The organism is Haladaptatus sp. AB643 (assembly GCF_024136975.1).
In the GTDB taxonomy this organism is placed as follows: Archaea; Halobacteriota; Halobacteria; order Halobacteriales; family Haladaptataceae; genus Haladaptatus.
Map to the genome: position 1 here is coordinate 315,588 of NZ_JAMYJW010000005.1, position 21,668 is coordinate 337,255.

Annotated in this window: 14 protein-coding genes and 2 pseudogenes; 7 read left to right on the top strand and 9 right to left on the bottom strand. The window is 53.1% G+C overall.

Going from position 1 to position 21,668, the window contains the following annotated elements; all coding sequences use genetic code 11:
• Window positions 1-254: 254 nt before the first annotated feature.
• The 5 genes and pseudogenes from NKF25_RS12820 to bioB form a co-directional block, all read right to left on the bottom strand.
• Complete coding sequence (locus tag NKF25_RS12820) at window positions 255-590, bottom strand: transcriptional regulator (RefSeq protein WP_253227061.1); 336 nt, start codon at window positions 588-590, stop codon at window positions 255-257.
• Between the two features lie 1,463 nt (window positions 591-2,053).
• Entirely contained in the window at window positions 2,054-2,740 is a 687-nt protein-coding gene (gene bioD, locus NKF25_RS12825) for a dethiobiotin synthase (protein ID WP_253227062.1), read from the bottom strand.
• Entirely contained in the window at window positions 2,737-3,996 is a 1,260-nt protein-coding gene (locus tag NKF25_RS12830; protein ID WP_253227063.1) for an 8-amino-7-oxononanoate synthase, read from the bottom strand. The genes bioD and NKF25_RS12830 overlap by 4 nt, the downstream gene beginning before the upstream one ends.
• A pseudogene (locus NKF25_RS12835) lies at window positions 3,996-5,020 on the bottom strand (transcriptional regulator). Before NKF25_RS12835 ends, NKF25_RS12830 begins: the two are co-directional and overlap by 1 nt.
• Window positions 5,021-5,066: 46 nt before the next feature.
• On the bottom strand, window positions 5,067-6,170 hold the full coding sequence (gene bioB / locus NKF25_RS12840) for a biotin synthase BioB (protein WP_253227064.1): 1,104 nt from the start codon (window positions 6,168-6,170) through the stop codon (window positions 5,067-5,069).
• Between the two features lie 978 nt (window positions 6,171-7,148).
• Between bioB and NKF25_RS12845 the strand changes: the two genes are divergently transcribed.
• Window positions 7,149-8,105, top strand: coding sequence for a glycoside hydrolase family 5 protein (locus tag NKF25_RS12845; protein WP_253227065.1), 957 nt, complete (start codon window positions 7,149-7,151; stop codon window positions 8,103-8,105).
• A 57-nt stretch (window positions 8,106-8,162) separates the two neighbouring features.
• Here NKF25_RS12845 and NKF25_RS12850 read toward each other — a convergent pair whose 3' ends face one another.
• Window positions 8,163-8,735, bottom strand: coding sequence for a hypothetical protein (locus tag NKF25_RS12850; RefSeq protein WP_253227066.1), 573 nt, complete (start codon window positions 8,733-8,735; stop codon window positions 8,163-8,165).
• 389 nt (window positions 8,736-9,124) lie between these two features.
• Here NKF25_RS12850 and NKF25_RS12855 point away from each other — a divergent pair, with 389 nt between their 5' ends.
• Window positions 9,125-10,441 carry an ABC transporter substrate-binding protein gene (locus tag NKF25_RS12855; RefSeq protein WP_253227067.1) on the top strand — a complete coding sequence of 439 codons (1,317 nt, stop codon included), beginning with the start codon at window positions 9,125-9,127 and terminating at the stop codon, window positions 10,439-10,441.
• A 1,995-nt stretch (window positions 10,442-12,436) separates the two neighbouring features.
• Window positions 12,437-12,982, top strand: coding sequence for a ferritin (locus NKF25_RS12860; RefSeq protein WP_253227068.1), 546 nt, complete (start codon window positions 12,437-12,439; stop codon window positions 12,980-12,982).
• A gap of 73 nt (window positions 12,983-13,055) precedes the next feature.
• On the opposite strand, the gene NKF25_RS12865 is transcribed toward NKF25_RS12860, so the two are convergent.
• Window positions 13,056-13,520: a hypothetical protein gene (locus tag NKF25_RS12865; RefSeq protein WP_253227069.1), complete on the bottom strand. Its 465-nt coding sequence runs from the start codon at window positions 13,518-13,520 to the stop codon at window positions 13,056-13,058.
• A 120-nt stretch (window positions 13,521-13,640) separates the two neighbouring features.
• Between NKF25_RS12865 and NKF25_RS12870 the strand changes: the two genes are divergently transcribed.
• Together NKF25_RS12870 and NKF25_RS24475 are read left to right on the top strand one after the other, a co-directional pair.
• A complete protein-coding gene (locus NKF25_RS12870) occupies window positions 13,641-15,059 on the top strand; it encodes a PAS domain S-box protein (RefSeq protein WP_253227070.1) in 1,419 nt (472 codons plus the stop codon).
• Entirely contained in the window at window positions 14,993-17,080 is a 2,088-nt protein-coding gene (locus NKF25_RS24475; protein WP_253227077.1) for a bacterio-opsin activator domain-containing protein, read from the top strand. The genes NKF25_RS12870 and NKF25_RS24475 overlap by 67 nt, the downstream gene beginning before the upstream one ends.
• Here the strand turns inward: NKF25_RS24475 and NKF25_RS12880 are convergent.
• Window positions 17,076-17,303 (bottom strand): annotated as a pseudogene (locus tag NKF25_RS12880) (hypothetical protein); the annotation flags it as partial. The gene NKF25_RS24475 and the pseudogene NKF25_RS12880 overlap by 5 nt on opposite strands.
• Window positions 17,304-17,314: 11 nt before the next feature.
• Window positions 17,315-18,277 (bottom strand): aldo/keto reductase, encoded by a 963-nt coding sequence (locus NKF25_RS12885; RefSeq protein WP_253227078.1) that lies wholly within the window; start codon window positions 18,275-18,277, stop codon window positions 17,315-17,317.
• Window positions 18,278-18,534: 257 nt separating this feature from the next.
• On the opposite strand from NKF25_RS12885, the gene NKF25_RS12890 reads away from it, so the two are divergent.
• Window positions 18,535-18,690, top strand: coding sequence for a DUF1059 domain-containing protein (locus tag NKF25_RS12890; protein ID WP_190303831.1), 156 nt, complete (start codon window positions 18,535-18,537; stop codon window positions 18,688-18,690).
• Window positions 18,691-20,119: 1,429 nt separating this feature from the next.
• The coding region (locus NKF25_RS12895) for a hypothetical protein (RefSeq protein ID WP_253227071.1) at window positions 20,120-21,668 on the top strand (1,549 nt) is incomplete at its 3' end.

A 21,668-nucleotide genomic window follows, 5' to 3' on the forward strand; every position in this document is an offset into this window, starting at 1 on the left:
ATCCCGACCCGAGGAGGACAATTCACTATCGATATCATTCGTCTATTCTGGATGTCAAGTAATCTTATCGAACGACATAATAACGGTCAAGAAGTAGCTATCCAATCATTTTGGTAACATACTAACGTTCAGCAAGTACGTATGACCAATCGAACAAGCCGTCTTCGATAGTATCTTCTCTCGAGTTCGACTGTCTGACCTCGAAATGCCACTCAAACACTGTGCCAATATATGACTCGGTTAGCGAGCGGATACTACGGCCACCCCTCGGGCAACTCATCCGGATGATCTAGCATCAACGTGAGTAGAGGCGCAATTTCATCGAAGTTCGGCCCTCGACGAATCGTTTCCGTCTCGGGATCCCAATCGATATACCCTGCGTCTGCCAGTTTGGGCAGGTGTCTGTGTTGCAACTCCATTTTTAACCGTTCGACCTCATCAGTCGTCTCATCTGGCGCGAACGAGTTGGATGCAAACTCATCTTCCTCGCGTGGATTATGATCTAAGACTTCTAGGAGGATGCGGCGGCGGTACGACGAACGTAATGCATCGAACAACGTATCGATCGGTGGGCCAGTGGATGCGTTCATGATGTGTCTTCCGTGTTGTGGAACCTGTCTCCTATATTGCGTTCCACGTGCCAACCACGCGAAGAGAACGGGGAACAGCTGCACGACCGGTAGAACCCGATTCAAGCGGCCCCTTCATCATCAGGGAACAAACGCATTTGAGTATGACTTGGCAGTAACAGATTCGCTCTATAACCAGAAGAGAGTGTGGTTGATATGTGAAGGCCGGATGCCGTCGAAATTGATCCGCGCACCTGCACGAGAGCCACAAAGACCCCGAAAATCCATACCACAGGTTCGACGAGCCGGTCGTAGAGCACCATACACCCACCAAACAGACACTCTCGGCATCTCACGGTACTGTGAACGGTTCATATCGCCGAACTAGCGGACTGCGATTGTAACGGCCTCAGTGGCTTCCCCTGCTGGTCATGCGTGCGAACGGGACGAAAAGAACTGCTGAACTACCCACTGCTTCAGTCTGTTTCACTATGTATTCCTGGTGACATTCTCGGAGATCACCGACCAGCGACCGCTGACGGGAAGTGCGAAAACTGTGACCGACGATACACCTGAGAGAAATACACAACAGCACGCGGCCGCTATCGCTGCCGAGTACTTTTTGGAACGCTTGGGACTTTCACCTTGGAGGCTGAAGAATGACGAACCAAAGGAGTGCGACTATGTGGGTTTCAGCGGTATCTCGGAACCGGTGAGCCGACTTCATTAACAATATTCGACACAGTAATAATGGAGAGTATTATGGTATCTTGGCGATAAAATCTTTGTGTGTAGAGCAAGTGTCTATGCAGTGCCATGGAACTACTACATCGGTTACGCGGTGCCTTTAGTTCAGAAACCCCGTCTCAGCAGACCGAACAGCAGGTACGGGCGACCGGTGATATCTTCGAATGCGAAGAATGCGGAACCACCTTTATTTCGAAACCATCCTGTTGTTCAAAGTGTAACCAGAGCGACTTCCAGAATCTCGGCAGTTGTTAATCTGATCTCTCTCATCGTTCTCTTTGTACTAATCTCGTTTCTAACTATTGGCGTCATTTACAACGCCAGATCTCACTTTTGCACGTGCTGGCAATCCACGGTGGAGTGCTTCCACTGCCCATGAAACAGATGTTCGTTGGCAACGAGGACTGACCTGATCATATTCCAAGAGCCGACGGAGTAGTCGACGATACCATCGAAGGAAATGGGGTTATAATGAGCGCACATCGATCCGTCGCGTCATCGGTGGTCGCTGCTAGAAGCGGATGAAAGCGATCGTGAGTGTTGTGTGGATTTTCGTGCCGGTTCCATCGACACTCTTTCCGTTCCTTCTCCCACTCTTCTACGTAATGGATGTAGAAATTGCCATCGAGCTGTAACTCGATATCGACAGTCTTCAGCGCAGTACGCCGTCGTATATAGATGAGGCGCAAAAACCGTTGATTCGAGCGGTGTGAACGTGATATCGGCCGTCACGTCGGCTACTTCTCGTGTCCGGTCAACCTTGCGATGAGCGCATCGAGATGATCCGCGACCGCGAGCGCGTCGGCTGGTGTGTCGAGTGACAAAGGTGGGACGGTGTGGATCGGCCGATCAGTCATTCCGCTCAGGGTCGTTGGATTTGTCCGCTCGGCGATTGTCTTTCCAGCGTACTCGTTGAGTACCACACCGAGTACTTCGACGTCGCGCCGCTCCAGCGCTTCGATGGACAGCGCAGTGTGGTTGAGCGTCCCTAACCCCGACCGTGCGACAAGTACCACCGGGAGATCGAGGGCTGCGACAAGGTCAATGACTTCCTTATCTCCGGCGAGCGGGACGCGCAGGCCGCCGATACCTTCGAGGACGCCCACCTCGGCATCGGCCAACGCGCGTTCACAGCTTGCTTCTAAGTCATCGTAGGTGAGGTCGACTCCCTCACGATCGGCGGCGACAGCCGGTGCGAGTGGTGGTTCGAGTCGTTCGAGGCAGGTCGCCGCCCGACTCTCGTCGCAGGCTGCACGGACGTATGCTGCGTCGTCGTCAGGGGGATAGCCGGTCTGGACAGGTTTTATCGCACGAGCGTCGGCGCCGTGCTCACGGAGCCCGCCGACGAGCCCGGCGGTGATGACGGTCTTTCCGACACCTGTGCCGGTGCCGACAACCGCAAAAACATCGATGGCGTCGGTCACGACTGCACCCCCTGTCCCGAGGGGTCCGTCGCCGTCCGTTGTGAATCCGGTTCCAGATTCAGGTCTGCATGGGCGGCATCGAACGCCGCCAGACAGCGGTCGATTTCCTCGTCGGTGTGGGTCGCCTGTGGAGCGACGCGCACCCGGCTGGTCCCTTCGCGGACCGTGGGTGGACGGATGGCCGGCGCGATGACTCCACGTTCCTCCAGGTAGTCGGCCAGCGCCAGCGCGTCCGTACCATCGCCGATGAGTACGGGAAGAATCTGTGTCTCCCCGAGAACGCGGTACCCCCGAGTTTCCAGCCCGTCACGGAGTCGGTCGACATGGCTCCACAGCCGTTCGCGCCGGTCGCCGGCCCGTGCGAGTGAGAGTGCCTCGCGAGCTGCTCCGACCGCCGGTGGCGCAAGCCCGGTCGAGAAAACGAACGACCGAGCAGTATTGAGCAGGTGTTCGACGAGTCTCTCACTTCCGGCGATGAATCCACCCTGTGCAGCAAGCGTCTTCGACAGAGTGCCCAATTGAACGTGGACTCGGTCGCCCAATCCTTCGCGCTGGACGATTCCGCCGGCACGTTCGTAGAGCCCTGTCGCATGGGCTTCGTCGACCATCACCCACGCACCGTGGCGCTCCGCGACATCACAAATTCGCCGGAGGGGAGCGATATCCCCGTCCATCGAGAACACGGAGTCGGTAACGACCAACCACCGCTCGTCTGGTGCGGCCTCCCGGGCCCGATGGTCCATCGCCGCGCCGAACGCGTCGGCGTCGCAGTGGTCGTAGACGACCGTCTCGGCGTCTGCGAGCCGACAGCCGTCGACGATACTCGCGTGGTTTAGTTCGTCCGAGAAGATGACGTCGGGGGCGAGCGCGGCGACCGTCCCAACATTCGCCGCGTATCCCGAGGAGAAGACGAGCGCGCGCTCGGTTCCCTTGCTCTCGGCGATGTCGCGTTCGAGTCGGTGGTGGAGACCGGTGTCGCCCGTGATGAGGCGGCTCGCACCCGCACCGGTACCCACCTCGTCGGCGGCACGGGCGGCCGCCCGCTGCACCCGGTCGTCGCTCGCTAACCCGAGGTAGTCGTTTGCGGCGAACACGAGATGCTCTTCACCGTCGAACGCCGGGATGTCGCCGCCTGGGTCTCCTGCGACCCTCGTTCGGGCGGCGACTCGCTCGATGGGTTGTAGGTCGCGGCGCAGTCCCCGTCGCTTGCGGTCGGCTAGCCGCGCCGCCAGGTCGAAGCCGTGGCCGTCGACCATTAGAACCCTGGCATGATTTCGGCCGGGCCGTAGACGCCGTAATCACCGGTCCGGTTACGCCGGACTGCCGCCCTTAGATACCCAAGGGCGGGCCCGTTGACGTTCGCTGCCATGCTCGTCTCGTCGCCGAGTTCGAACGTGTTCGTCCCCCGCTCGCCGTCGAAGGTACGTCCAGTGACGCTGACGGTCGTCTCGTCGGCTTCTCGTCGCTGCGTACGTCGAGTTTGCCGCCGACAGTGACGTCCTCGGCATCACAGATCCCTGCACGTTCGAGTAGAACGTCGTCGGCGTGCTCCATGTCGTGGAATTCGAGGATGCCGTCGTGTTCTTCGATGATCGCCTCGATCTCCTCGTCGGTGAGATCGCGGGCTGTCTCGATGTCATAACCGTCGAGGTGGGCGATGTCCTCGCGGACCGTTCCTCGATTGTCCTGATATCCAGACTTTAGACCGACGCCCCACCAGATATCGACGGATTCGACCTCGACGAACGACTGGGCAGCGAGCGCCGCCGCCCCGGTCAAGAAGCCGGGAGTTGCCCCTGCACCGCAGACGAAGGTGATACCCGCTTCCCGAAGCGTCCCCTCGCGGTCATCGAGCATGCCGATAACCCGCGAGCGCTTGAGTACGTCCACGAGGACACCCTCGTAGCCCGACTCTGCGAAGCGTTCGGCGACGCGTGGGATGAAATCATGTTCGAGGTTTGGCAGCGCGATCAAGACGGCATCGAGTGAATCGCCCTCCGCGATGATGTCGTCGATAGGCGTCTCCGTTGGTCGAGCCTGCGCGGAGGCGGCGACGCCCCGCTGTTCACCGTGTTGTTTGACTACTGCTCCCCCGTCGCTAGCGACGTTTCCTTCCGTCGCCGCGAGCAGTTCATCGACATCGAGTCCGTCGTGGTCGACGGCGACGCCGTGGCGGTCGCAGGCTGCCACGGGGGTGAGCCCCTCTTTTTCGGTCGATACGTCGAGTGTTCGTCGGCCAATTCCTCCAGTTCCCAATACTGCGAATCTAATCTCGTTCATCTGTTGTCGGTATGTCGTGTTCGTGTCCAGCTTCTCGTCTCGGTTGTCAGTCGTTGCGGGCGTTGCTCGTTGCACTCCCTACTGCAGTTGTGTCGGTGCTCGGAGGGACGCCAGTGCCGACCGCCTCTGGGTCGAAGTCGTTGACCGCTGTGTTCGGCTTGAGACCAGCGCGTTCCATGATCTCGATGTCGTCGGCCGGGGACTGGCCCTCGGTAGTGAGGTAGTCTCCCGTGAGAATGCCGTCGGCGCCCGCCTCGAAAGGAAGATGCTGTTCGTCGGTCGAGAGGTTGACCTCGCGGCCGCCGGTCAGCCGCACTCGCGCATGGGGGTGGAGCAGCCGGTAGACGGCAATAGTCTTGATGATCTCTTCGGTGGAGATATCCGCCGACTCCTGGTCTCCGAGGGCAGTCCCTGCGACGGGATTGAGTATGTTGACCGGCAACGAGGAAACCCCGATATCTTGGAGCGCGATAGCGGCCTCAACCCGATCAGTCGGTGTCTCACCCATCCCGAGGATAACACCAGCACAGAGATCCATCCCAGCATCCTTGGCAACCTCCAAGGTTGCCACCCGATCCTCGAAGGAGTGGGTGCCGACGATTTCCGGGAAATACCGGGGAGAGGTCTCTATATTGTGGTTGTAGTGGTTGATACCCTCTTCAGCGAGGATTCGTGCCTCCTCTTCGGTAAGGATACCGAGGCTCGCATCCACCTCTACGCTGGTCTCGTCACGCACTAGTCGGATCGCCCGGAGTACCTCTGCCCACTCGTCGGGACGGCGCTCCTTCGAGACGCCTTTCTCGGCGACGACGATACCGAACCGCTGGGCACCGTCGCGTTCTGCGCGCTTCGCCGCCGCGAGGATTTCCTCGGGGTCGAGAAAGCTGTACGTGTCGATACCGGTGTCGAAGTGGACCGATTGGGCACAGAATCCACAGTCCTCGGCACAGCTCCCTGCTTTGGCGTTGACGATACTACAGGCGTCGACCGTCCCGTCACCGAGGGTCGCACGGACTAAATCGGCGCCAGCCGCGAGCACTTCTACCGGTTGGGCTAACAGCGCCAGCCCGTCGGTTCGGTCGAGGCGCTCACCGTCGAGTACTCGCCCGACCGCGTCGTCTATCGTCCGATTGCCAGTTTCGTGAACCACGATTCTAGACCGGGTTGACGAGGTGATAAAACCATGCCTTTACTGTTGTTGAAATTGATTGATTTCACGCAGAACATACTGGTCGGGCATCGCAACGCCGGTGTCACTTCTCCTCGTTGGACGTCACACCGTAACGAATCGCTACCGGTGAGTGGAAGCGTCAGTGCCACACGAATCGCGTACTAGGTGAATGAGATGGCGATAAGTCCGTTTACTAGTACCACGCCCTCATCCCACGAACGATACCTCCGGCAGAGAGATGCCACAGAAGAAGCATCGGTGTAACGGCAGCGACAATTGCCACAATGCCTGCCCTTCCCGACGACGGGAGGAATTCGCGGGCGAGAAGGAAGTTTCCAGGCTTCTCTGAAGAGAGTCGTAGCGAGAATTCGTACTTTTTCGAAGAGTTATCCTATACTTTCCGTAGATTCGTCATCGTCATTTCCGATATGGCTCATTGATGAGAAGGGTTAGTGTATCGGGAAGGGGTAGTAGACAGTATTGGAATATGGTCGCTGGACTACAGAATCGACCATAGAACGAATCGATACTACTCATTAAAGCGAAGTAATGAATAAAGATTGCAGCTAATCAGAGCAGAAGAGTAACTGAATCCATACGAGAGGGGTTACATTCAATCGCTTAATGATTACTCTGGAAGATATTAATAGGAATTCCACCACTTATTAATTCTATAATTATAATGAATAGGTAGAATTCGCATTATTTTTATCGAGTTTCAGATTATCAATACTTTCTGCCCATACGTTTACAACTCATGCTGTCGTCTTCTAACAACAACTATCGATGGATGTTACACGACGACAATTCATTTGTGCGAGCAGCACCGTAGGAATTGGGCTCACATCGTCTGTTAACGCTGTAGGCACAACTACGAAGACGAACACAGAGGACGAAGCGACTGTCGATATCCGGGGTACCCTTTATCTCCCGAGTCGCGATTTTAATTTCTATCAAATGTGGGATAATTACTCGCCCGAAATTATCGAACGCGACCTAACATATGCTGCTCGTCTCAATTTAAACGCGATTCGAACCTGGGTAAGCTACGAATACTGGCTGAAAAATCCAATAGCACATCGAAAAGCGATCGATCATTTTCTGACGACCGCTTCAAAGAGGAATATCCGTGTACTATTCAGCTTGTTCGAAAATGTTGGTTCGGCACCAAGTCACAAGAATTTAACGAATACAGACCCGAAAACCGCAACAGCAGTTCGCTCACCTTCGCTAAAAGTCATCCAAAACCAGAACCGATGGGCAAAACCACGTGAATTTGTACGGTGGTTCATGGATCTGTATCGAGATGACGAGCGACTGCTAGCCATTGAAGCGATGAACGAACCAGGATGGCGCAACGACGTCAAGCGGTTTGCGAAGAATATGTTCCAGATACTCCTTCAGAATCGTGGGACAATCCCATTAACAGTAGGCGCAACCAGTTTAATCAATAGCATAGATTATCTCGATTGGGGAAGCGATATTTTACAGTTCCATTATAATTACCCATCAAGTAAGAAAGTATTTGAAGATTTGCTGCAAGATTATCGGGAGATATCATCAAAGATAGACGAGCCGGTTTGGTTAACTGAGTGGCAGAAAGTCGCATCATTCGGATGGAGTAATTCAACTAAAGTGATTAAGGATTGGTATCCAAACTATGGCTCACTCGCTCCACTGATGCGAGAATACAACGTCGATAACTTCTTTTGGTCACTTATGCTACAACCAGCATACACAGTACCGATGCGTCAAAAGGGTGTTCTTAACGGGATTTTTCATGAGGATGGTTCTGTCTGGAGCCAAACGGATGCAAGAGCAATCAAAGCGATGTCAGGCGATGGTACGTTCATCGGTGAGGAACGCAAAACATGGCCGAACTGGGCCAGTTCGGCGCAACATCCACTCAGATAACGAGAGTGATATCCTCGCCCAATTGGTATCGGTTGGGGATCGGATTAGATGCGATCCTTACACCTTGTCGACTTTATTATTGGAAAACTCGTTTCCTATCAAATGGATGGCAATCGTGTCATCACCAACCTTCATTCCAATCAAATTATTCTCTACCGTATTATCACGGGTCACTACGAGTTGAGATTTCTCAATAGAGATGCCGTACACGTTCGACGAAGCCTGTATATTTCGAATTTGACCGATCTCACCTTGCCGAAACGCGACACCTTTGTGCCAGTTGGTGACCTTCACATTTTTAACCTCCACACTTTCATCATTTTTGGGAGAGTTAACCTCGATTGCAACGGTGTGACTATTGCCACGGCCATCAATAGAGTGGCCCTTCCCGTCGAAAATGACATCACCGGTCCGTATCTTGATGCAACTTTTGGAGATTTGTGTCCCCCCACCGTTCGTGATATTTTTCGTTAGTTCGTACGTACCTGGCTTGTCGATTGTCGTACAAGAATTGATCTGACGTGTGTTCTCAGTATTTGGAGAGAAGACTGTAGTAGGAAATGCAACGCAGGCAGATAACATTATGACTACTATTACTAAGACGGATGCCCGTCTCGGGTCCATTTCCATAGGGGGACTAACGAAGTTGTTACAGTTGAAGGTTATTGGCACCTGTGTATATTCTAATCAAATTTTTGCTTTGAGTCGTGTTTTTTGATATTTCTAGTAGTATTTACTATATTTCACCGCCTATTTTAAGTGATTGGTCAAGAGAGAACCATTACCGTTGTATTTCGAGAAGGGAGGCCTGAAGGAAGTAATAGGAATAGAGGATGATCAAATTATTCGACCTGGCTTCTTCCATCTATTTCTATCCAATGAAAGGAACAGTGAGAAAAATTCGCGGTGTTCTTTCTCTATTCGTTTGCGCACGTGGCCAGCGCGGGAAGCCACCGAGGCAGTCGTCAGTCGCAGTTCCGAGATGAGATGTTATAAGATGGAGGAAGGGTTACTTCAGTATGTCTACTATGCAATCGCGTCGTTTCTATCTCAAATCGATTTTTACAGGTTTGGGAGCAAGTAGTTGTCTTGCGGGTTGTTCTAGTCTTCGAGAAAACAATCGGACATCAACATCTACAGAAAAAAGACAAACTCAACCGACATCACTTGACATTCTGCATTCGTGGTCAACCTCTCTCGAAAAGGATGCTGCTCACGCTCTTTTTGATGGCTTTCAGCAGCGTCATCCGGATCTGAAGGTGGATGATCTGACCATTGGTGGACGGGTAGGTGGCGATTTGCAAACGACGGTTAAAAAGCGGATCATAGAGGAGAAATCACCCAGTTCGTGGCAGACATGGGGTGGTGAAAATCTCCAGACGTATGGTGATGCAGGGGCGCTTACAGAGATTCGTGATGATTTTTGGTCTGGCAAGACGGGATGGGAGTCGTTTTCACCGATCGTAAGGCGACTGTCGAAAGTAAATCGATCGTATGTTGCGATTCCATTCAATATACACCGGCTCAACGATCTGTTTTATAATATCAACATTTTGGAAGACGTTGGTATCGACCCAGAATCGATCGATGACCCGCAAAGTTTGTTGGACGCCGTGAAAATTGTCAAAGAGGATAGCGAGGCAGACGGGGTCGTGCATGCGACGAACACCTTCTGGTCAACCCTGGAATTGTGGGAATCGATGCTGTTAGGCGAGTTCGGATTCCAAACCCATCGATCCATCGTGGATGGAAACGTTCGATCCAATGAGGATGCGATACGGAGTTCGCTGGAATCGGTCAAACAGTATTGTAACCAGTCCCCCGAGACTGTTATTTCACCCAGCAGGGATCAAACAGTAAAACGGTTTCAAAACGGAAACTCTGCATTTTTCTATCAGGGTGATTGGGTCGCCAAGGAACTCATGACCGACGACGAGTTCCGCTACGGGACAGATTGGGGCCATATGGCGTTTCCCGGTACCGAAGACGATTTCCTCCTCAGTCTGACTCTGTTCCCATTCCCGGAGAACAGTCCCTCACACGAGAGTACAGCCAAATTTTTACGGTATATCGGGTCCCGCAACACGCAAAAAAGGTTCACACTGTCGAGGGGTGCTATTCCGGCGAGAAACGACGTGTCACAGGAAGCGTTCGGTCCATTCTTCCGTCAGCAAATCGCTCGGTTTCGAGGCCCCGAAACGAATGTACCGTCGATGAGCCATGGGTTAGTGATCGCTCCAGAAGCGTGGACAAAACTAACGGGTGCAATGAAAAGTTTCACCTCCACATGGGATGTCGATCGGACGACCCAGCATCTCATGGGGATGTTCGAATAGGAGAAATCCGCCACCATCTAACTGGATGAGTTCGTCGTCCGTTCGAAGATGACGACTCCGCGATTTCGGTATATACGTCGATATTCGTCCGAACGATATAATTCCGTCATGAGGGACTGCCGTTGATGATACTCCCGTCCATATACGGTGTATGTCCCCCTTGGAACATAGATATAGTCCGGAGCAGTGGACGTCAAGGCTATTTTCTGATTTAAATCCGTAATTGATCGTGTCGTCGAAAGTCGTTGATAGGCTGTATACTGCCATTGATACGCTACTGGACTTCGTTCCCACTCTACCCCCCATGGTCCGACAACATTTGTACGGTTTGCCAGATACGGGAACCATTCTGCCGCATCCCCAATGACGAGAAATTCCGACGACTGATCGACATTCTGTCGTGTCCATTGCATCGCTGTGTAGTCCTGTTTATCGATGAACGACGGCATCGAATTACTACCTCCATAGTCCGTAACTGCGCTGGAGGCATACAGTGTCATGATGTTTCCGCCGAGAACAGCGAGTATCAATAATACCGCGGTAAGCGCATGTTGACGCGACAGAGACGGTTGTATTTGCCGTGTGATCCACGGAATGAGCCCATCGAGTATAAATACGGTTGTCACTAGCGCCCCGATCGTGAAAATAAATCGGAGCTCCCCAGTGAGTATACCGACGAGAAGGAGCCATCCCGGGAGAAAAAGACGACGGGACCTGATGAGATAAATAATACCCACGACCGGAATAGCGTACCATAGGGAGGTCAATACGATGCCGTACAGATGTGGTTGTGCTGAGGCTGTTGTAGAGGGATAAGAAGGGGTAAGAATGATACCTGATAGAATATTAACCCCTCCTCCAAGACCACCATGAGTACTCGATGCTGAGATTATATTGTCGATACTATAGATCGAAATGATTCTTCCCCACCAAGGAGCGGTCAGGAAGAATCCACAAATCGCAATGAGAGCACTGTATGTAAAACCGCGAATCGTCCGAGAATACACGCTAGTAAAGACAATAATGCTCACACTAAGAAAGAGGGTATATTCTGGATGGGTAAGGGCGGTTAATGTGAAAAATAAGACTGTTGGTGTGATCCACCGCCACGACGTCGTTTTACACAGACGCAATGCTGTGTACAACCCAGCAAGCGAAAACAGGAAGGCAGGTGCTCGAACCACACCGCCAGCGGAAAAGTGCCACCGTACAAACACTGGTGTGGCTGCAAGGACGAAACTTGCCATTCCCGCCCGTTGAGTAGATTGGAGCAGTTCTTTGCTAAATAGGTAAAACGGGAGTAAGCTTGCGATAGTAATCACTCCTGGGAGATAGCGAGTGAGTGTGAAGAGGTCCACATGGAATATGCCATGAAGAACGGCAAGACAGTAGAACATCAACGGTGGATACGCAAACGGGACTCCGTTTGCTGTATACTGAGGTACTATTTGAGGGAACTGGTATCCGTGCTTTGCAATCAGCTCTGCCATCGAAAGGAATAAGCCGCCACCAAATGCCGGATATCGGTGCGTAGCTAGATAACTACAATACGTTAGAATTGCAATGAAGAGAGCGGGAGCTAACCATAAATACTCATAGAACCATTCCCTTAGAACATCTGTTTTAAAGTTAGAGGGCAACAATTGTGTGTACATTTTAGGACTACGAATGACCTAACTAGCAGTCTCTAATGGACTCGCCTTCTATGTTTTGGGTCCTACGATTGTAGTATGTTTTTTCAAACCATTCCGATGGGTATGGTGTGGGAACGTGTAGGCCATCAGTTCGTCAGTCACATCGTCGATGGACACGGTATACCCTGGATTATGGGCGTCTCGTGGGACTTGTTGGTGACTTCTACGAGTCCGCGGCTTCGAAGACGAAGGAGAGTTATTCGGCCAGCATACCAATCTCCTCCCAACCATGGACTTCGAATAAGGTTGGGCGTCGATGACCCCAACAATGATGCCATGGCCGAGCGTTAGTCTAGAAGTTATGCTCAAAGATTCGCTTGAGGAGGCATTGAACGAACAGATCAACGCTGAACTCTACTCCGAGTACTTGTACCTCTCGATGGCGGCCTACTACGAGGATGAAGGTCTGCCCGGGTTCGCGTCGTGGATGCGGGCCCAGGCCGACGAGGAGAGTGCTCACGCGATGCGAATTTATGACTTCGTCATTGAGCGCGACGGACGGGTTACTCTGGATACTATTGACAGTCCGCCAAAGGAGTGGTCCGGTCCGTCTGATGCCTTCGAGGCAGCCTACGAACACGAGGTCGAAATAACCGAGATGATCAACGACCTCGTCGCACTCGCCCGTGAAGAGAACGACAACGCTACCGAGAACATGCTCCAGTGGTTCGTTGCGGAGCAGGTCGAGGAGGAGGCGACAGCACAGGCCGTTCTGGATAAACTCAAGCACGTCGGTGACGACGGTCCCGGCCTCCTGATGGTTGATCAGGAACTCGGCCAGCGCGGTGGTGCCGGAGGGGACTCGGGTGGAAACGGAGATTCCACACCTGAGTCAATGGGTGAGTAGCCAAAGACAGTGGCGTCGAATTTCCTATCGTCAGATAATGAATAAGCACTCTCAATTCAGTACGAAGCTGATCTTACTCTTCCAACTGATAATTACTCAACTTGCTCGGATCGACGGTATGGCTATCTGGGTCGTAGTCCACCAAGCCTGCATCGTCGAGGCGGGGCAAATGGTTGTGGTGAAGCCCGATTGTTACGCGGTCTATGACGTCCTCATCGGTGGTGTCAATCCCGTCTTCTCGCTCCACAACTTCCACGACTAATTCCTTGAGTTCGACAGTGGTGACGCCCTCTGTAAGGATATCGAGAATCAGACGGCGTCGCTCCACCGCAAGCAAGCTGTGAAGATCGCTTGCAGTCAATTCGTCTGTACTCGATTTTTCATCAATCATGTTGTTTGAGTTGTGGAACATTGGGGTCACTCCGATTCGGTCGATATCAGTGAGCGTATCTTTGATGAATGAACTTGATCCCTGTAAGGAGACGCTAGAAGTGATTAGGTTCTTCTCACTGGCCTGGTTGAACTGGTTCTGATCCAATAATATAAATTTTATTGATGGATCTGTTTGGGGATGTACATCCGACCATATTGATACTGTCTCGCCAGAATGGCTCCATCGACGGAAGCTTGATGGACCGGCAATCCAGTATACAGGATGATGAAATCGGGATCGCTAACCAACAGTCTTCGAGAAACACTCGCCATCTTCGACGAGTCTGAGGAACCGTGGACGACGCCTGAAGTGGCTGAGTCCCTTGACCTCGGTCGACGGAGCACCTACGCCCGGCTGGAGCGGCTTGTCGAGCACAACAAGATCAAAACGAAAAAGGTTGGCGCGAATGCCCGTGTATGGTGGCGTTCGCCAACAAACGCTGACAAAGCTACTCCTGACTGGTCGGCTGCTGCGGAGTCCCTTATCGACGACGTCCTCGGGGACGTCGAAGTCGGCATCTTCGTCCTCGACGAGAACTTTGACATCGCCTGGATCAACGGCGCGACGGAACGATACTTTGGGCTTGATCGCGAGCAGGTCATTGGCAGAGACAAACGCGAACTGATCGACGAGCACATCGTATGGGCCATCGAGAATTCGGAGGTGTTTGCGGAGACGGTTCTGGCGACGTACGACGACAACACATATACTGAACATTTCGAATGCCACGTGATGGCGGGTGACGAGCACGAAGAGCGCTGGCTCGAACACCGAAGTAAACCCATTCAGTCTGGAGAGTACGCAGGTGGCCGGGTCGAACTCTACTACGACGTTACCGACCTCAAACAAAAGGAGCAGCAGCTCGAAAACCAGCGGACCAAGTTGCGATCTGAACTTAACGAGGTGTTCGACCGCATTAATGACGCTGTTTGCGGACTAGATGCGGACTGGAGGTTCACGTACCTCAACGACCACGCCGAGGAGCTTATCGGGAGGACGGAAGAAGAACTTCTGGGCAAAAATGTCTGGGACGCTTTCTCCGGCGACCTCCATCATTCATTCAGGGATTACTACGAACGGGCAATGGAAACCCAGAACCCTGTCACCTTCGAGGAGTACTCGGATACAGCTGAGGCGTGGCTCGAGGTCACGGCTTATCCTTCCGAGAGTGGCCTCTCGGTCTACTTCCGTGACATCACTGAACGCAAAGAGGCCGAGGAAGCGCTGCGCGAAAGCGAAGAGCGATTGCGACTTGCGCTTGAAGCCGCAGACCTGGGAACGTGGGAACTCGATCTCCGGACCAGCGAGTCACCCGTCCACTCTCCAATTCACGACCGCATTTTCGGTTACGAGGAACCTGTTGAAGATTGGTGTCTCGAACGGTTCATTGATCACGTCCACCCGGATGATCGTGATACTGTAGAGCAGCGATTCGAAGATGCGTTCGAGACGGGCGATTGGACCTTCGAGTGTCGAATCATCGCGCGGACAATAGACAAGGCTGGATCATCGTTCACGGCGAACTACACACTAATGACGAAGGTGAGTTCAGTCGGGCGATCGGCGTCGTTCAAGACATCACTGAACGCAAAGAACGTGAACGGGCACTCGAAGAATCTGAGCAGCGCTACCGAACGCTTGTAGAGAACTTCCCAAACGGAGCAGTCGCTCTCCTAAACGACGATCTACAACATACGGTTGTCGGAGGACAGGGCTTTGAAAAACTGGATTTCAGCGCTAATGACCTCCAAGACAAACGGATGCAAGAGGTGTATTCTGAGGACGTCTTGGAACTCATCGAACCAAACTACCGTGCTGCACTCAATGGTACGGCGAACTCGTTCGATCTGGAGGTCCAGGGACGAACGTTCGAATTTCGAACGGTCCCATTGACTACCGACGATGATGACGTGTTCGCTGCTATGGTAATGTCACAGGACGTAACCGAACGTAAACAATACGAAGAGCGACTCCAAGCGCTCTACACATCGTCACGCGGATTCCTCACAGCGGACACGACACCAGAAATCAGCCAAATACTCATCGAGACAGCGAGCGATGTCCTCGACCTTCCTGGTGTCGTCTTCTATGACTACGACGCCGAACGTGACCGCCTCGTCCCCGAGAAAACGTCTCGCGAGGCTGACTTCATGCGTAAGGAGTTTCCAGAAGTCCCATCCGACGATAGTAGCATCACAGGCAGCGTGTTCAGTGGTGGCGACCCCCAGTACTACGAGAACGTACTTGAGGCACCAAACCTCCAGATGTCCCCAGATGCGACCGAAATGCGTGCCGGTCTGTTCGTCCCACTGAGTACCAAAGGAATTCTCGTTGCTGGGTCACGTGATGTCGATGGATTTGATGCGAGTACCCGTCAATTGCTGAGGTTGTTGGCGACGAACGCCGAAATTGCGTACAAACGCGTGGCTAGCAAACAGGAACTCGTCCACCGGAACGAGCAACTCGCGGCGCTGAACAGTCTCAACGAAGTAATCAGAAAGATGATAGATGCTGTCATCAACCAATCCACGCGCGAGGAGATTGAGGCGACCGTCTGTAAGCACCTTGCCGACTCCGATTCGTACCTATTTGCCTGGATTGGCGATGTCGATGCCGCTACTCAAACAGTGAACATGCGGGCTAAAGCTGGCATTGAGGGTGATCTCGACGGGATCACGATCTCTGTCGATCCCGACGATGATCGGAGCAAGGGTCCGATCGGCAGAGCGTTCCGAACAGGCGAGATACAAACGACACAGGATTTCGACTCTGACCCCCGGTATGACCCCTGGCGGGACGAAATCGAATCGTATGGCTTCCGATCGTCTGTAGCAATCCCGATCGTCCATGAGGATACTGTTTATGGTGTATTGAGTGTCTATGCGGAGCGGCTACTCGCGTTTGAGGGGCACGAAGGCGAGCTGGTCGCGCAACTCGGTGAGATCATCGGCCACACCATCGCTGCTGCTGAGCGAAAACAGGCGCTGATGAGCGACGAACTCGTCGAACTGAAGTTCCAGTCTCAGGACATCTTTGCGGACCTTGACGTTCCAGTCGAGATGGAGGGGACAATCACACTCGATAACGCTGTCCCTGTCGGTGATGACGAGTTCCTCGTGTATGGCACCGCAACTCCGGTCGCTATCGACGCCTTGACCGGCCTCGTCGAGACGCTCCCTCACTGGGAAACGGTTACTTTACACTCGGAAGGGAATCCCACCAGCTTCGAACTCAGGCTAACTGAGCCGCCCGTACTCTCGGTTATCGCCTCGATCGGTGGCCATGTCAAGCAAACCGTCATCGAAGATGGTCAGTACCAGATGACGATCCACCTCGCACCGAGCGTCGATATTCACCGAGTCATCGACGCCGTTGAAGAGGCATATCCACAGACCGAGATGATTCGCCGCCAGCAGATTACGCGGTCACACGACGATTCCCAGCGCATTTTGCGGCATCTTGTATCGGATCTCACCGATCGACAACACGCCACCCTGGATGCTGCCTACCATGCGGGTTTTTTTGAGTGGCCTCGTGAGACATCTGGTGAGAATGTTGCCGAATCAATGGGTGTGGCCCCACCGACTTTCCATCAGCATCTCCGGAAGGCTGAACGGAAAGTGTTTGACGTAGTATTTTCATCTTTGACACAAGGTACCGGATAAGATTCTCGATGAATCGGAAAGCGTTCACGAAGGTGACCGCATCGCCGTACCCGTGCGATGCAAGTACTGTTTCGGCATCCTCCCCTGCAGCAATGTCGGTCGTGGAAACGTATGCCTGTGTAGTCGGTCCTGTGCTGAGATGTTGTGCTGCGAGTGCGGCAAGCGCAGCATCTGCACGTTCGATGTCATCAGCGGGTCGGTCATCAGCATTCGCGATGTATCGCTAGGGAGGCACTATTCGCGCTGTCTGGCCTCGAAATATGCCTCTGAGATGCGGTCACGTTGGTTATCGGTAAGTGTGCAGGTAACGGCCTGTAGGTTTTCTTCGATCTGCTCACGAGTTCGTGCACCAAGGATGGGGGTAGTGACTCTGTTGTGATCTGCAAGCCAGCGGAGTGCCACGACGGCAGGATCAGTATCACACTCCTCGGCTACTGCTTTCACCGTGTCAAGTACAGCCCATTGACGCTTCTCGAACCCGTCCCACTCAGAGATTGCACCGCGTGATCCTTCCGGTGCGTCTTGATCGCGGTCATATTTCCCGGTGAGGAACCCCCCTTCGAGGGGTGAGTATGGAACCACTGCGAGGTTTTGGTCGACCGTTACGTCAAGATAGCTTTGGACGTCCTCTCGATACGCTGCGTTGAACTTCGGTTGTGTCACCTCGAAGCGCTCAAGCCCTTCAACGTCGCTCGTCCAGAGGGCTTTCGTGAGTTTCCACGCCGCCGCAGTCGAGATACCGAGATAGTTGACTTTCCCTTCGTGTACGAAGTCATCCAGTGTCGAGAGGGTTTCTGCAATAGGCGTGTCGTCGTCCCAGCGATGGATGTAATAGATATCGAGATACGACGTATCGAGTCGGTCGAGCGTCCCCTCAAGTTCAGTTCGGAGTGCGGGTCGGGAGAGATTCTCGTTCAGTGGGCTGATCTGGTTCCAGTATGCTTTCGATGCTATGACGAACTCTTCGCGGTCTCGTTCGTTGAGCCATTCACCAATGATCTCCTCACTTCGCCCATCTGCATACGTATTCGCCGTATCGATGAAATTCCCGCCAGCATTGGCGAATGCATCCAGAATCGTATGTGATTCCTCGGGTGTCGCAGCGAGATGATCGCCCATCTCCCGGCCGAACATCGCGGTTCCCAAGCAAAACTCAGACACACGGAGCCCTGTGGATCCCAATCGGACGCTGTCCATCTCCATAGTATATTCATATGCTCTGCGTGTAAAATATTCACGGGCACTTAGGGAACTTCTGCTCAATCGATGGAGACTCTGATGGCCACCAACGCCCATTGCGTCGTCGATCGTGTTCGGATCGAAGATAGACTCAATAAACACTACTCGTTCGGAACATCGGAACTACCCTGCACAAGCAGTACTTTTCGATCAGTCTATCGAACCCGATTCTGGCTGCCAGTAGTTTGATGCCATTCACTGGGCTAGCAGGCAGTATGCCACGACAATTCAGTTGTGTGGTCGAGGGATGTGACTTCACCGCGGAAGGAGTCACTGAAGAAGAGGTGCTTGAGCAAGTCCAAGAACATGCGAATGCTGAACATCCGGACGTCGACGTGGAAGAAAGCATGGTTCGAGAAAACATAGAGTAGTCATAGAACCGTCGTCCGCTAAACAATACCTGTTGTACTGCTTCGGGCCAAAATTCCGACCCTGGAAGTCTACTCCGTGAGTACGGTGACGGCACTCACGATTGGGGCGGAATTCGAGATGATGCGGGTTAAATGCCAAGCGGGTAGCCGATGGTGAACTGATTTCACCGTTTAGGGTCCTGTCGAGTCGTGCCTCTGACTTCACTTAGACAGGCGTGGTGGCCGAGTTTCCCCGAGCCAACTCAACCAACGAGCGTATCGGAAAAAGAAATTCTGACCAGTTTCTCAAAACCAAATCACAACGGCAATTCACTACGACACCAATCGATTCGCTCATCCCCCATCTCCGACAGCATGGGTCACTAACAAATGTAGTTACGTTCTGTTTGTTCTTTCTCTACCGTCAGGCACCCTCGGGTACCGATTGCTCCGTCCGAAGTGGATGAGTGATTCTACGGTCGGTTCTCGATTGACTGGTTGTTAGAACTTTCCTACCGGAAAATTGAGTAACAGACCCTCACATTAGAATTTAATAAACTGAAAGAAACCAACATTAGATATTAATTTACTGAATATCACGCACCCCTTAGTTGAATAATATAATAAAATCAGACTATGTCTGCCGAACTTATTTCCTCGTTCGGATCATTAGAGGAGATACGCTCTTACAACCCGGTACGACGCCATCGTTTGGCGCCATCAGCTGACAATGTCGCCGTGTCTGGTTGTGAGAGCACTTTCTTTCTCTCTCGATAGACAGGGACTAGAGCGTGGCGTACAACATCCTCGTTCGCAGTCTAAAGAAAGTAAGAGCGGGATGCTCCGAATCAACGTCACCAGAAATCAAAGAATTCTGGTTGGCGAACGAGACGCTTTGTGTCTCGTCAACGTCCTCAGAAACACGTTGTGTTTCTGATGTGCGGACGAGAGCTTTGCTCTCGTCAACGTCTGTGGAGGCTGCGCTCCCTACGGGAAGCACGTCGGTTCCTGCAAAGAGCGTAGGGCGAGGTAGTTCACATTTCCCATTGTGGTTCAGCTTCATCCACCCACCCCGGTTGGGTGAATCGCTTCATCATGCATCACGTATCATCGAAACATGGCTTTCATAAATTATGTTTTTCTTATATTCTGTTCAAATGTCCCTGTGAGATTATTTTTCACTTTAAAAACCCAATGACGAAATACTGTTTATACCGTTCATGAAGTTTTAAACAGTGGAAAAACGAGGGAAATAGAACTAAGCACCAGATAATTAATAAGGGGTGGTGAGACTGGACTTTTGATGGTGTCAGACAGGCAAAATCAAAATATCGCAAACCGTAGAACATATCTCAAACTAACTGGAGCAGTCATAGCATCGTCTGCAATCATGGGAACCGCCTCTTCATCCCAATCAGACTACAGTGATCAGTACGACAACGTCATTGATGTGACTGAGGCCGGAGCGGACAACGATGGAAACGAATCCATCACACCGGTACTCCAAGACAACGCGGGCGACGATACGCTCCTTTACTTCCCTGAAGGAGAGTATTATATGGATTCGCAGTTCCGCTTTACTGGCTTCACAAACTTCGGGATGGTTGGCCAGAACGCGACGCTCATCCCGGCGAACTACAGCGACTTCGACGGTGGCGGTGACAATAACTACCGTCTCTTCCGACTCGGTGTCGTGGATCAGCCCGGGAAAGACCTACGAGTCGAGAATTTCACCGTCGATCAGACCGCAGAAAACACTGGTATTCGTGTCATCGAGGCCGAGGTAACAGACGGGTTGACCATCCGCGATATCGAGGTCAAAGGCACACACGACAGTGGAACGTGGGGGCCGCTCCGAGCCGTCGTGCACAACTCGGACGGTAGCGGTCTCGTCGAACGATTCGAGGCACCTGACGGAGCCGTAGTGGAACAACACGCGCCGAGCGATTCCCTGTGGCGTGGACCGACCGGTATCCTCTGCAACGAAGCGAACAAGGGGAAGATGACATTCCGCAACTGTGTGCTCGGAAGCTACCCGGACAACGGACTGTACGCCTCCAACGGGACCGGCGCCATCCAGGTCGAAGGTGGTCACTTCGAGAACAGTCTGAGTTCGAACGTCCGTATCGGTGGCAAGAACAGTTACGTCGAGGACGCCACTATCATCGTCGACAAAGAAAGCAACAACGACATCGCCCAGCGTGGTCTCCGCATGGAGAAAGGCGCCAGTATCGTCGCACGGAACGTCGATATACGGACGAACATCGATAATAGTCCCGCAATTTGGGTTACGAGCGATGCGGACGACGTAACGGTTGTCGACTCCACTATCACGGTTCGAACCGATGGCCCAACGAATGCAATTTATATTCAGGAATCCTCGGGCCGGACGAGTATCAAGCGAACGACCGTCGACCACGAGACTGGCGGTTCGGAGGCTATCAAAATCAAGGAGGGTGAACAGCCAGTTTCCCTCGAAAACGTCACCGTTACCGGGAACGCAGCGACCAATGGCAGTCGGAGCGCCATCCAGAACAACCGCGACGGTAGCGAGTTCCGCAATCTGAAAGTCCACCACGGCGGGGAAGAGGGTCGACGGGCACTGACGAACACGGGGAATAACGTCGTAATCTACGAAGGCGACTACGTCTCCGAAGAAAACGCGCTCGTGGAGAGCGGTACCGGAACGATGATAGAAAGCGTCTCGGCACTCGCACATAGCGGGAACGAGGCACTTCGCATCACGAGCGACGCCGAAGGAGTCACCGTCATGGATTCCCACATCGAGAACGGCATCGACGACTACAGCCCGGACGGATACGAGGGCAGCAATAATAGCTGGGAGTATGACGGCGGCGACAAGGACGACGGCGACTCCGGTGGCGATTCTGGCGGAGACTCCGGCGGAGACTCAGGAGGCAGTTCCGGTGGAGACTCCGGTGGTGACTCCGGTGGCGATTCTGGCGGAGACTCCGGCGGAGACTCAGGAGGCAGTTCCG

What these genes read in the sequence shown, in the direction of transcription:
- NKF25_RS12820 (WP_253227061.1), bottom strand. Translation starts at nt 590, where the DNA reads ATGAACGCATCCACTGGCCCACCGATCGATACGTTGTTCGATGCATTA.
- NKF25_RS12830 (WP_253227063.1), bottom strand. Translation starts at nt 3,996, where the DNA reads ATGGTCGACGGCCACGGCTTCGACCTGGCGGCGCGGCTAGCCGACCGC.
- NKF25_RS12845 (WP_253227065.1), top strand. Translation starts at nt 7,149, where the DNA reads ATGTGGGATAATTACTCGCCCGAAATTATCGAACGCGACCTAACATAT.
- NKF25_RS12850 (WP_253227066.1), bottom strand. Translation starts at nt 8,735, where the DNA reads ATGGAAATGGACCCGAGACGGGCATCCGTCTTAGTAATAGTAGTCATA.
- NKF25_RS12855 (WP_253227067.1), top strand. Translation starts at nt 9,125, where the DNA reads ATGTCTACTATGCAATCGCGTCGTTTCTATCTCAAATCGATTTTTACA.
- NKF25_RS12860 (WP_253227068.1), top strand. Translation starts at nt 12,437, where the DNA reads ATGCTCAAAGATTCGCTTGAGGAGGCATTGAACGAACAGATCAACGCT.
- NKF25_RS12870 (WP_253227070.1), top strand. Translation starts at nt 13,641, where the DNA reads ATGAAATCGGGATCGCTAACCAACAGTCTTCGAGAAACACTCGCCATC.
- NKF25_RS12885 (WP_253227078.1), bottom strand. Translation starts at nt 18,277, where the DNA reads ATGGACAGCGTCCGATTGGGATCCACAGGGCTCCGTGTGTCTGAGTTT.
- NKF25_RS12890 (WP_190303831.1), top strand. Translation starts at nt 18,535, where the DNA reads ATGCCACGACAATTCAGTTGTGTGGTCGAGGGATGTGACTTCACCGCG.